The following is a 12662-nucleotide window of genomic DNA, read 5'->3' as shown; positions in this document are numbered from 1 at the left end:
TGCTATTGATAAGATAGGTCTGGTCTGGTGGGGTGGGGTCTGGTAAGGTACGGTTCGGTACGTTCCGGTAAGGTGAGGTAAGGCTTGGCGAGGTAAGGTTCGGTGTGGTGTCGAAACTAGGATTTATTCCTAGTCTAGCAGAACTGACCAACTGCTATTGATAAGATAGGTCGATTATATGGTAACAGGTCGGGTGTGGTCGGGTCTGGACTGGTGGGGTGTGGCGAGGTGCGGTTTGGTGAGGTACGGTAAGGTACGGTAAGGAACGGTCTACATAACTTTTTTTACGATTATGGACATATTAAAAGTGAATGTTCACGTCATAGTGCAAAGGGTTCTTACGGAAATAAGAGCCCTTTTTGCGTACTCTTTTTTATTACTAAATCTGTAATTGGGTACAATATTAATACACATTGTTCTTTGAAAAAGGGTTCTTTCATTTCACCATTTTTAAAAGCTTCTACCACATTCCCCTGGTAGGAGCTTTTTTATTTGTACTTGTTGGTTCTTCTGGTGGTGCATTAACCAAAGCAAAAAGACAAAAACTAGTAATAACAAATGACGGATAACAAGGGGTTAAATTTATAAAAAAAGGTGGTAGGACCCCAAAATGAACGATGAGATATACCATAGTTACGAAGATGTAGCAGGCGATAATTTCGAAGAAGAACAAAACTTCGATATGGAAAGTTTCGACAATGGCTTTTGGAACTCAGATAAGCCAATGCCAAGAAACAATAAGTCGCACGATCATTCAAGCCCGGAATCCGAACTAATTCGGACGTTAGCCGAAGAAAGTGGCTATGATAATCCGGAAGAATGGATTCAAGTTTTCAATGAGGAACGAGAAAATTCTCAGATAGAAGAAGAAATAGAAGAACTTTACGAACTAGGATACGACTTAGATTACTCGGAAATTGAAGAATACACAGATGAAAGAAAATCTGAACTAGCATTCAATCGAGAAATGGAAAAGGTTAATCGTATTCACAGACATCATACTGAACGTGATTTTGACCCAAATAGGGACCAAATTAGTGAACGAGTATTCGAAATATGGGCTCAATATCCTGATGCAGAATTTTCAGATGTATATAATGCCTGGATTCAAACAGAGTCAACTGATAGCTTCTTAGCTGGGTTCAACAGTATATAAAAACAATAAAACTTAACATAAATAAAATTTAATGACAGGAGTTTTTTTGAATGGAAAATTATAATTTACCAAGTTACCAAGAGTATGTAGAGCACTCGAACAGAGTGTCGAGTCAAATGGAGAATCTTGAACAAGAAATTTCTCAAGTGAAACAAGAAATGTTAGAAACTGAAAGGCAGTACGCAAACAGCTTCGGAACAGGCGTTCAAAATGATGAAATTGTAAATAGATTAAACGAATTAAAGCAAAAAGAAGCTAGTTTGCTCAATCAGAAAAGTATTCTTGATTCGTCGGATCTGCGACGCAAAGATTTAGCTTCAACATTATATCAACAGTTCCAAGAGACAGAAAGAAATGCCATTGATACGAGAAATGGAGTTATAACCTCAGCACAAGAATTAATTGAATCGACTAAACAAAGATTAAAAGAACTTCAAGAAGTATATGACCGCCAGGCTACAACGTTCCACTCACAAGCAGGACGCCAAATGCTGAGTGCCCTTGAATGTCTTGATGTACGAGAAGATTTAAAAGACAGTATTCGTCTTCGTATGCAACACCTGGGGGTTGCAGAGAGATTCCCTTCAATCGGTTAAACAAAAAAAGGTTATAAGGTAATAAGAACGGTCTTTTCTCCAGTCTGACATTCGCCTTCCTTAAAAGCACCTGGTCTTCCAGGTGTTTTTTTTATTGGTTACAAAGTTATAACGCACAAAAAAAGAGACCTGGTATGGACTCTTTTTAAAGTGCAAACGTTAATTGACCTTCTACTACTTCAAATATTTAATGACTGCTTTAGTTGAATAAAGAAATAGAAAAAACTAGCCTTGACTAGTCTTTTTTTACTTTTATGGATTTGTCCCAACACCTATAACAACCGAAAATACACTATTTTTATTTCCAGAATCATATTTGATGATCGTAATTAACTTTCCTACTTCTTCAGGCGATGAAGGGAAAGTTGGGAAGACAGTTTTTAATTTATTACTTTTATATTCTATAACTGTTCTCATATCATCTAAAGTGTACTCTTTTACCTTTATTGCATCTGAAGGAATAAAACCTTTTGATATTGTAACAGCTTCTTTGAAATCTCTTCGTTTTGACGATGTGCTTTCAAATTGAAGTGTAATATTAAACGCTTTGTCGTTTAGAAACATAGGAAGTATGTAATCATTTTCAAAGCTTCCCATTTCGTTATCACCTTTATTTTTACCATGATGAGTCTTAAATAATGAAATTGTATCTCCTAGACCTATTTGCGGTGAAACAGGCATTTCTTGAGTCTTTGAATTTTTAACTGGTTCTGATTTAGGTGTTTCCTTTTCAACTGACTTGTTTTCTTTCTTTTCCGTTTCTTTTTCCTTTGCTACAACCGAAGCAGCCTTTTCCTTTGGAGCTTTATCTTTCACTTGATCGGTAGATGGGTCATCTGAAAAAAAAGAAAAGAGTATAAAAAACCCGAAAAAACCTGAAACAATAATTCTAGCAATCACAGGGAAATGCTTGTGCCTCCACATTAGATATAATCCGACTGGAAAGAAAAAAATTAAAAATAAAATTGCTACCCATTTCTTACTCATGAATATGTACTCCTTACTTTTATTAAATTTTACTAATTATAGCATTTGGCACGAAAGGACGGTGACTATAAAAAAAACTCGGTTAGAATCGACCGAGTTTTACTGCTAAATTATATTCAATTAACGCTATAAATCTTATGCAACTAATGCATGAGTTAGTTACATAATGACTTAGTCCAGTTTTTTAAAAACAATGTATCCTATTAATATAAGGATTAAGATAAAGCCAAAAGGAATAACGTATTTTAAAACATCCAATAATTACACCCTTTCAAAAAAACTGTGAACCTGTGTGATTATTTTTTCATAGCTAATTGTTATTTAACGTTAGTTAGATAAGATTTATAAACAAAAAGAGAACCCATAGGGATGAGTTTCTCTCTAGTTTATAATTAATTTTGTTTACTTAAATAGACCAATCCCCAGATACAAAGGGCTATTATACTAACGACCGATAGTGAAAGTGGTAATGTTGCTACAATGATTTTCCAGTTTAAAAATCCTTCCATCAGTTCTCATCCCTCTCGTTAATAGTTTGATGAATTTGTTGGAAGAATATGTAACAAAAATGGATTGATATGTAATATTAAACTTTGCTATTTATACTTTTTAGTAACATTTTTTATTGAACTAAACTGCCATTTAGTTGAACAAAGAATATGGTACACAATTCTGAAAATACAATAGACTTTTTCCAAAACCGAAAAATATTTTTTGAGATGGTAAAAAATGGAACCCAATAACCTTTTCATGAAATAAGAAATATTTTGAGGATTGCCCATCATTTGCCGGGGTGAGACTCCGGAAAATGTGTGGTGGGGGGTTGGTGGTGGAAAGTGCGTTTTTAGTGATTGAATGAATGTACATATGGGTAGTGGTATTGTGCACATAGCCCCCCTCCCCCTCCAAAAAAATAATGTTTTGTTCATTCAAGTTTGGACCTGGACAAGTTGATCGAACCGACGACGAACCGGAACCACCAGGAACAATTAATGCTGCAACATTAGTTATAACTCAGGAACTAATAGAAGTTACTAAGTCATAACTAAAGGAACTTATAAAGGAATACGATTACTTGTTGTTGAAGTAATACTGTAACAAGTGCACCTGGAAGGAATGAGTCGGATGCAGTATTACGAGAAGGATCAATTCATTAAGAAGTTAGTTATAACTGAATCACTCTTTAAAAAGTATTCTGCTCAACTTGTTAAAGATGGTTATGTCTTTGTAACTGATGGAGAAACAGGAAAAAGAATTTATAGTGACAAGGATATAACTACATTCGAGCAAATAACCGAACTAAAGAAAACTATGACTTTAGAACAAGCTATAAAGCTAGTAGTTAAAGGTAACGTTGTTACTAGCTATAACTCTGTAACCCCCGAAATATTGGACAGTAAACTCGATATGATACTAGAGCAACAAGTTATAACTAATAGTCGCCTGGAAGCGTTAGAGAAGGAAAACAAGGCATTTAAAGAGGAACTAACAAAAGTTAATGAAGAACTCGAACAACATAAAGCAATTGCTAATGATCGTGATTCAAAACTTTTGGAAGCAATTAGAGGAATCCAGGAAACGAATAAAGCTTTAATCGAAACAGCAGTAACTATTAAAAAGCCCTGGTGGAAGTTTTGGAGCAAACAATGAAATGTGTTCTTGCTTTCTTAATAGGTATGGAACATGGTGCGATTGGTTTTTGTACTTATGGCATTTATAAGATAATAAAAGACATGAAGCGTTAAAACTAAACGATCAATAGCATGATGCATACAATGGTCACTTGAATGGTACTTCTATGCCAATGAGAGAACGATTTATTTTGTGGTGCTGAATGGTCAACTAATTCTCCGACAAGAACTTAGCATTGAAGAAATCTATGATAAATTTAAAAAACCTATACTTGTTTTAGGAAAAAATAGATTAGAATCATTTGTATAAGAAAGGAGGCGTTTCTTATACAAATCATAATTAAAAACGGAACTAAGGAATTTTCATTACAACTAGACCAAGCAGTATTGCTTTTAATCATAACTCATTTACTGGCTACTCTTAATTGAGTAGTTTTTTTATATCCGTTTTAAGTGTTCGTTATTGTATAGGTTTGCGAACGGTACGGAACACTCATTAAATAACGTTCGTTAAGTATTACAAAAATATTTGCGAACGTTCATTAAATTACATATACATTTAAGAACACTTTTTTATATAATTGAATTATAAATAACTAATGAAAAGGTGATATGTAATTATGACAGCAACAACTATTAAAACATTCGGTTATGGACGTGTAAGCAGTAAAGACCAAAATGAAGCTAGACAATTAGAATCATTTAAAGAGTTAGGGATTGATGATCGTGACACTTTTATTGATAAACAAAGTGGTAAAGATTTTAATAGACCACGATACCAGGCATTAAAACAAGTATTAAGAAAAGGTGATATTGTTTATATTCATTCATTAGACCGATTAGGACGAAATAAACAAATGATACTTGATGAATGGAACGAGATTACTAAAGTAATTGGAGCAGATATTATTGTTTTAGATATGCCTTTATTAGATACAACAAAACACAAAGATAGTTTAGGTACATTCATTTCGGACCTGGTATTACAAATACTGAGCTGGATAGCACAAGACGAACGGGAACGGATTAATAAAAGACAAGCAGAAGGTATTGAAGCAGCAGTGAAAAATGGAGTTAAATTTGGTAGACCTAAAACAGAGTTTCCAGAAGGTTTTACAGAAGTATATGCACGTTGGAAAAAAGGAGAAATTACAGCAGTTAAAGCTATGAATGAACTAGAACTTAAAAAGACTACATTTTATAAACTGGTAGACGACTATCAAAAGGGAAAAGCACTCGATCAATGAGTGCTTTTTTTATTTGCCTAACATTTGATTTACTTTTTCTAAATGAACGGTAATTAACTCTCCAGTACTCATATTATGATGTCTGTTTGCATGAGCACTATAATTCGTGTTATCAATCCACGTCTCACAGATTGGACAAGGTATTAATTTATCTGAATCCCGTTTGTATGGTTCTAGGTGAAATCTTTTTGCTCTTTTACCTGGAGCTTTATTAGTTACGTTCGTATTACGTTTAACTACTTTTGTATTTTCTTTTACTACATTTTTAATCGGTTCAACTACACTTTGTATTTCTTTTACACCGTTATTAGTTACATTTGCAACCTTTTGTAATTCTTCTGATATTAAGTGTTGTATTCCCTCAGATATACTTAAACCAAGTTCCTCACAATAATTTGAGAAATCATTATATATATCTTCGCGTAGTCGAATTGATGTTACTTTTGTATTACCTTTTCTATCTTTTGCGAATTTTTGTAACGTCGGTATTGTAGTCAATTATATTCCCCCTTGTAGTCATTTGTAGTTAATTAATAATTAAATTGTAACTTATAAGACTACATTCTGAAAACAGCCACGAAAATAAAAAATACCCCATTAAAGGAGTACTTCTTTGTTCCTGGTACGATCATCACCAATCAATAAAATTCTGGTGAATCTCTCTCATTTGATGCTTCCTACACCAAAAATCATTTTTTAACCTCTATATGTTAACATCAATTTACATTTAGGTTAACATACATCATTTATTCCATAGTATCTTTTTACTTGTCACTGTTGCGTTTTAGCATAATCTCGTGCACAAATTTTACTTATAATACAAGTCCCACTTCCAGGACTCCCAGCATTTATTATAAATTTTATAAATTGTTTCAATATCTTCAGTTGCAGTTTTAGTTGCAGCTTCAACTGGTTCGATTGCTTTTTTTATTTCATCATTATTTAAATCAAAATGGTTAGAGTGTTGATCCAACTAAGTTTCCACCTTTACAAAAGTAGTTACTCCTTCCATTTTTTAATGTTCCCCTCAATTCAGAAAATAAAAAAAAGACACTTCAATGAGTGCCTTTTCCTTATGTAACTCTTATGCAACTACACCTACAATTAATAATCGTCTTCGTCTAAATATACGCGGCTTATTGCTCTTTCTTGATAAAATTCCTGATAATATTCCTGCATTTCACGTTGCATATCTTCATACTCAGCCTTAGTTAGTTCAAATCGTTCAGCGTCTATTTTCCCCATTATTCCTGGTACATGTTCCTCAAAAAAATCAAGGGTATTACCATATAATGACTTTAAAGTAGTGATCAACTTATGCTCATCTTCTGAGGTTAAATTAATTGAGTGATGTGTCAAATCATTTCTATAATCATTTAATATAAAAGTTCCATTCCTAAAATCTTCTGGGACATTTATATCACATAAAAACTCTACTCTTTCTAATGCTGTCTTTAATGAAATTGTTTCCAATCTTTTATTACCGATTTTTTTAATAGGTACATCAAAAACAGTTGGTTTATATTTGTCTAAGTATGTTCCAAAGCCTTTTACTTTTGAAGGCATATGTTTTAATTCTTTTTTTGCCTCTAAATATAGTTTTAAATCAGTAAATATAAGCGATTCGTTTCTTTCAGAAAGAATATATTTTAATAAAATTTCAATTCCATGATTTAAAAAAATAACGGCATCTTTAAGATGGGGATAGCCATGATCTTTATGTAATTCTTCAAACTTTTTAATTGAATCTTTAGCTTTACTTAACGAGTCAGTTCCATTTTCTAACAATGTAAATTCCAATTTAGACACTCCTTACTATTTAAACTACACCTATAATCATAACATCCCTTATTTTAAAACAACCACGATAATAAAAATAAAACAGTCTCATGTCCAGGAGTTCGAAAAGATATGGCGTTTTCGTCTGCACCATGTAGTATATGACGTAACCCTCTTTACTACATATCTTATCTTTTTTCTTCTTAACTCTTCGAACTTTTGGACATAAAGCTAAAACTCCTTGCTACATAAGGATTTATTACTATTGAAAGTGTCCAAGAGTTGTCCAGAAGTTGTCCAAGAGTTGAAATGAAAAGGGGTAACTTTTGGACATGATGGACAAAAAAAGAAAAGCACCTTATGAGTTAAGGCACTTTTCAGTGATTTTTTCGTTATTTTGTCCAGAACTTTTGGACATTTTTTCGAACTCTTGGACAACTCTTGGACAACTCTTGGACATTTTTTTGAGCAAAATTATTATTTTTTCAATCCAATATGTTTGTAATAAACAACTGATTTTCGGCTTATTGGGTCTTTACCTTCATGTGTGTAAATGAATGGAAAACTTTCTACTAAATGTTTGAAAAAATTAATTTTACCCAACGGACTATATTCGGCTTCACTACAATACAATTTGTAATTGTCGTATAACTCACCTTTAATGACATAATTATCAGCTTCTAATGTACAAGCTTCATTGATAAACAATTTAACATTGTCCATTTCATCGAACCAGGATTGAGTTGCTAGTTCCATTTTTGGAGTAATTGAAAACTCACCTTTTTCTAATACAGCAGTGATCGCTTGAATTGCCATAAATACTAATCCTTCTAATTCCTCTTTTGTTGAAATTTCTGCAAGAAGGTTATCATTCTTTTTATCTCCACTAAATGTATTATCAAATGGTAGTACAATAAATCGGTCCTTAATTGCAAACGTTCTTTCTTTGAAAGTTGGTAAGCTGTTACATGAAAATGTTAATTTTGCATGATTAACGAAAGAAAAAGGATGTCCATTTTTACGTTCAGCCATCTGACTATCTCCACCAGTCAAACCTTTAATTCTATCCAAACTGTTGAAGAAGCTGCTATCAATATCGGCACAAGTATTTACTAATTTCCCATCAAGTTCTGCAAGTGCAAATTTATGTGTTTGTAGATCATGCAGGGACACGTTCGATACATTTTCTCTACCCATTAGTAAATTCAGTAATTGAATGTAAATGCTTTTACCGTTTTTTCCTTTACCTAGCAATATTAAAATTTTTCGCATTGGATAATTTTTAATTAATCCATATCCAATCCATTCAATTAAAAATTTTGCTTGAGCTTCACCGACAACATCAATAAGAAATTGTTTAATTTTCGGACACTTTGCACCTGGTACATAGTTATGAGGTACTTTGATTCGTTGAAGGTAATAAGGATTGAACGGTAACAATTCACCAGTTTTTAAATTAACGACACCATTTTCCATATTAATTAAGTAAGGGTCAGTGTCAAAATTCATTCTTTCCTTTGAATTCTTGTAAATACGATTGAATATATTTGTATAGCATTGTCTTACTCGATGTTCATTTGAGTGAATACCTTGACGTTTAGTAATTAAACTTCTTATAAAGTTGGCTCCATCTTCTTTCCAGAGTCCTGTTAATTGGTCATAATAATAAAATCCATATGCGTTCCGAACTAATAAAAATTCTTGGATTATTGAAGTTGCATGTCCTACATGGTCATAATTTATTGTTACTTTCCCAGTAGTTTCATTTGTTTCAAACGAAAAAAATCGTTTGTCGTACTGAAAATTTTCAATATTTTCGTCATTTGACGTTTTATTTTCATCAATATTTGATATAATTGTCATTAGAGAACATTTCCTTTACTAATGGTATTGGAATCCGGGTCATTGTGGTGATGACTCTCTTTTTTTTGCTCTTTTTTAGGCTTTATTTTTATATTCGCCTTCATTTTAGCTTTTGGTAGTTGCAATTTAGTGAGCCACTCCAACATTTGCTCTGGTTTTCCATTACCTTTTTCGATAACCTTCTCTGAAATTGCGTTTTCCTCATCCATTAACAGACTACAAATCACTTCATCACTTAATCCATGTTTCACGCAAGATATCATGATACCGAATAGTGCGTCTGATCGTGACAGATATTTTCGTTCCTGGTAATACTTTGACGCTTCACCATAACGGATAATATCTTTTACTGGTTCGGATAAATGCAATGTTTCAAGGTCAATTTTTTTGATACCTTCCAATGCTTTGCAATGTTCTCGTATAATGCTGTTTGCTTCATATATATTTCGTGGTTGTTTTAACTGCTGTTCTATGTGTTGGTTCAGTAAGTATTGTTCAACATCACCTGGTACGGTTGGAATACCATTTGCACAAGCTTTAGGTGTAGTAATCCATTTATAAACATGTCCACTTGCATGAGTTGAAGGTGGAACCGTCATAAGTCCAGTACTCATAATGTCGATTTTTCTACTTAATCCCTTCTGTGTGGTTTTGTATGGTGGTGTAGTATCTCCCGGTTTAAAGTAGTAATGCTTCCCTCTATTTGTCTGTACTGTTGGTATTGTCATACCTTCCAATTTTGCTTCTATTTCTGCAACTGCTGCTGCACTATCTGCATCAATTACAACTAAATTTGAAGCTTCTAAATCAATTGCTATGTTTGCGTTCGGATATAAATCCCTAAACCAATAAGTAATACGATGTCTATCAATTTTTGTCTGTTTGTACCTCACTAATGGTGCTTTTCCTACTTGTTTTCCTGTATGGTTTATTGGACAGGCACATTGACCGTCTTTGGTCCAGCAAGTTGGAATCGGTACAAGACCATTGTCGAAATAGAGTAATGCGTAATCTAATCTCGATATATTCAATTTTGTTCTCCCCTTACAACTACTTTTTTTTATCTATGTAGAGGTACTTTTTTTATTGAAATACTTCTGGAACAACTCATACTACGTTCACGTTTCCACCTCCTTTCAAGCTAGAACAATCAAAAAGGGACACCAAAGAAAGCTATTACGCCCCCTTTTGTGCCCCTTTAATTCCCATAAGCCTATATTATAAGAATTTTTTGTCAATACTATTTCTGAGAGAATGTAAGTTTTTGACAAAAATCAACCGATTAACAATGTTGCAATCTATGTTACCAGTTGTTAAAATATAGTTGTAGTTACATGAGGTATTTATACCTCTCATATAAGGAAAAAGGGTGTTTACATCTTTTTTCGACTTGTAAAAGGGAAGCATCCACCGTCCAAAGTTGAGCTTCTCTTTTTGCTTTTCTTATACTTATTGTATCTCTTTAATCAGGAAAAATCAAAAAAATCTTAATAGATTTAAAATGCAAGAATCCTTATATATCAAGGTCTAACCGCCCGGGCGAAAGGTTTTCTTCTTCAAGTTCTACCTTTGTACGTCGATTATTCTCCTTTTTCCCACCCTCATTGATCGCTTCGTATGTTAACTTAAATATATCTTCTTCAACTATATAAAACTCACCTTCTAACCCACGAACAATATAATTCTTTCTTTTTACCAAAAAATTGAAATCATCTTGAGGAACGATTAAATATCCATTTCGTACAGCTAACTTTCTACCTATAAACGCTTCAACTTTTTTGTGATTCAGTTCGCCCAGATATTGAATTGCTTCAACTTCTACTGCTAATCTTACATATTTCACACTTGCACCTCTTTTCATTCTTGTTCCCATGAAAAGAAGCCCCCCCTAATTAAATACCATTCTAGCCAATTTAGAAGACAATGAACCTATGATTGAAAGTGTAATTGGGCATATTAAAAAGGTGAAAACATATTCATATGTTTAGCACCTTTCATAAAATCCCTGGTTCGGTCACCGGGGATTTTTTCGTGTGTTCATATCGGAATTTCACTAGTTTTGACGTATGGTTACTAGTTTTGTCGTGTGTAGAAGGAATTATATTTTATTTGACTAAACTGTATTTATTATACCTAAAGGAGTGGTCCAAATGGCACAACAAAAAGCAAAAGTAAAAATTAGAGGAATTAGACCTTTATTAATACACGCATTTTCACCGGATACAATTTCACTTGAACGTAAAGCAAAAACTGGAGTTGCTGGTAATGATCCGGAAGAATGGAAAAAAAGCTACAACGCATTAAAAACTGGTCAATTATGGGTAGACCCTAGTTATATCTTCGGAACACTACGCACAGCAGCAGTACATACAAAAAGTGGTAGAGGTTCGATTCAAAGTAAATTCTCAGCTACTTTACAAGTAATTGACGATAAGATTTTGTTCAACCGTTTCATGCCAGAGGACTTGAACCAGTTCTTAGAAAATACACCAGAAGATGAAGTATATCTTGATGTTCGTTCCGTCCGTAATCCTGCTACAAAAGGAAGAAATGTACGTTATCGTGTGGCTATGTCCCCAGGTTGGGAAACGGAGTTCACCCTCCAATGGGATAATACAATTATTGCCGGAGCACAAGTCGAGCAAGTATTACTTGATGGTGGATCATTAGTTGGTTTAGCAGACGGACGCTCAATCGGTTTCGGAAGGTTTGAATTGGTAAGCTTTGAAGAATTAAGCTTAACTCATGCCTAAGAGTCGTCCACCTAAAGAAGTATGGCAAACGCAACGAGAAATGGTTTGGTATCGTGACGGTAGAAGGTGTACCAGGTGTCATGAATCAGTGGAATTAAATAAATGCCATATTGATCACATTGTTAGTGGCAAAGCCGGGACAAATGCTCTTACTAATCTAAGAACACTTTGTCGCAAGTGTCATACTTTACGATCAGACTTGAGACATTCCGGAATGAAAGGTAATGCACTTAAAAAAGGTATTATTGCTCCTGGTTGGCGTGACGAGGTTTGGGAGTAAATGTTCAACATATGGTTGGTTGGGTGGGTTGTTGAATATATGGTAATCGGTTCGGATAGGTAAGGAATGGTTGGGTCCGGTCGGGTCAGGTGTGGTCAGGTGTGGCATGGTGCGGTGAGGTAAGGTAAGGCGAGGAATCGAAACTAGGATTTTTTCCTAGTCTAACAGGGGTGACTGCCTGTTATTGACAAGATAGGTCGAATATGTGGTATTTGGTAAGGTGAGGTACGGTCCGGTACGGTAGGCTAAGGACTGGTGGGGTAAGGTGTGGCGAGGTTAGGTGCGGTACGGTACGGTATGGTGAGGAATCGAAACAAGGGAAATACCCCTTGTCTAGTAGGGTTGACCTCCTGCTATTGATAAGATAGGT

The 12662-nt window shown here is 34.1% G+C and carries 13 protein-coding genes; 6 read left to right on the top strand and 7 right to left on the bottom strand.

Going from position 1 to position 12662, the window contains the following annotated elements; genetic code table 11:
* Window positions 1-610 precede the first annotated feature (610 nt).
* Both COI44_RS22880 and COI44_RS22875 read left to right on the top strand, forming a co-directional pair.
* A complete protein-coding gene (locus tag COI44_RS22880; protein ID WP_098429947.1) occupies window positions 611-1156 on the top strand; it encodes a hypothetical protein in 546 nt (181 codons plus the stop codon).
* A 50-nt stretch (window positions 1157-1206) separates the two neighbouring features.
* Window positions 1207-1752: a hypothetical protein gene (locus COI44_RS22875; RefSeq protein WP_098429946.1), complete on the top strand. Its 546-nt coding sequence runs from the start codon at window positions 1207-1209 to the stop codon at window positions 1750-1752.
* A gap of 252 nt (window positions 1753-2004) precedes the next feature.
* Here the strand turns inward: COI44_RS22875 and COI44_RS22870 are convergent, their stop codons facing one another.
* Window positions 2005-2739, bottom strand: a complete 735-nt coding sequence (locus COI44_RS22870; protein ID WP_098429945.1) for a hypothetical protein — start codon at window positions 2737-2739, stop codon at window positions 2005-2007.
* Window positions 2740-3855: 1116 nt separating this feature from the next.
* On the opposite strand from COI44_RS22870, the gene COI44_RS22865 reads away from it, so the two are divergent.
* Both COI44_RS22865 and COI44_RS22860 read left to right on the top strand, forming a co-directional pair.
* Window positions 3856-4389 (top strand): DUF3967 domain-containing protein, encoded by a 534-nt coding sequence (locus COI44_RS22865; RefSeq protein ID WP_098429944.1) that lies wholly within the window; start codon window positions 3856-3858, stop codon window positions 4387-4389.
* 601 nt (window positions 4390-4990) lie between these two features.
* A complete protein-coding gene (locus COI44_RS22860) occupies window positions 4991-5617 on the top strand; it encodes a recombinase family protein (RefSeq protein ID WP_098429943.1) in 627 nt (208 codons plus the stop codon).
* Between the two features lie 9 nt (window positions 5618-5626).
* Here the strand turns inward: COI44_RS22860 and COI44_RS22855 are convergent, their stop codons facing one another.
* The 6 genes from COI44_RS22855 to COI44_RS22835 form a co-directional block, all read right to left on the bottom strand.
* Window positions 5627-6115, bottom strand: coding sequence for a hypothetical protein (locus COI44_RS22855; RefSeq protein ID WP_098429942.1), 489 nt, complete (start codon window positions 6113-6115; stop codon window positions 5627-5629).
* A gap of 310 nt (window positions 6116-6425) precedes the next feature.
* Window positions 6426-6590: a hypothetical protein gene (locus COI44_RS24340; protein WP_179887235.1), complete on the bottom strand. Its 165-nt coding sequence runs from the start codon at window positions 6588-6590 to the stop codon at window positions 6426-6428.
* Window positions 6591-6721: 131 nt separating this feature from the next.
* Window positions 6722-7417: a hypothetical protein gene (locus COI44_RS22850; protein ID WP_098429941.1), complete on the bottom strand. Its 696-nt coding sequence runs from the start codon at window positions 7415-7417 to the stop codon at window positions 6722-6724.
* Window positions 7418-7873: 456 nt separating this feature from the next.
* Window positions 7874-9259 carry a DNA primase family protein gene (locus tag COI44_RS22845; protein WP_098429940.1) on the bottom strand — a complete coding sequence of 462 codons (1386 nt, stop codon included), beginning with the start codon at window positions 9257-9259 and terminating at the stop codon, window positions 7874-7876.
* Window positions 9259-10290 (bottom strand): bifunctional DNA primase/polymerase, encoded by a 1032-nt coding sequence (locus COI44_RS22840; protein ID WP_179887234.1) that lies wholly within the window; start codon window positions 10288-10290, stop codon window positions 9259-9261. Before COI44_RS22840 ends, COI44_RS22845 begins: the two co-directional genes overlap by 1 nt.
* Window positions 10291-10772: 482 nt before the next feature.
* Window positions 10773-11132 carry a hypothetical protein gene (locus COI44_RS22835; protein ID WP_098429938.1) on the bottom strand — a complete coding sequence of 120 codons (360 nt, stop codon included), beginning with the start codon at window positions 11130-11132 and terminating at the stop codon, window positions 10773-10775.
* A 277-nt stretch (window positions 11133-11409) separates the two neighbouring features.
* Between COI44_RS22835 and COI44_RS22830 the strand changes: the two genes are divergently transcribed.
* Window positions 11410-12012 (top strand): hypothetical protein, encoded by a 603-nt coding sequence (locus COI44_RS22830; protein WP_098429937.1) that lies wholly within the window; start codon window positions 11410-11412, stop codon window positions 12010-12012.
* Entirely contained in the window at window positions 12005-12292 is a 288-nt protein-coding gene (locus tag COI44_RS22825) for an HNH endonuclease (protein ID WP_098429936.1), read from the top strand. Before COI44_RS22830 ends, COI44_RS22825 begins: the two co-directional genes overlap by 8 nt.
* Window positions 12293-12662 lie beyond the last annotated feature (370 nt).

This window comes from Bacillus sp. AFS088145 (genome assembly GCF_002564465.1).
In the GTDB taxonomy this organism is placed as follows: domain Bacteria; phylum Bacillota; class Bacilli; order Bacillales; family Bacillaceae_G; genus Gottfriedia.
Note: the sequence above shows the minus strand (reverse complement) of the source record. Positions and strands in the feature narration are given on the sequence as shown.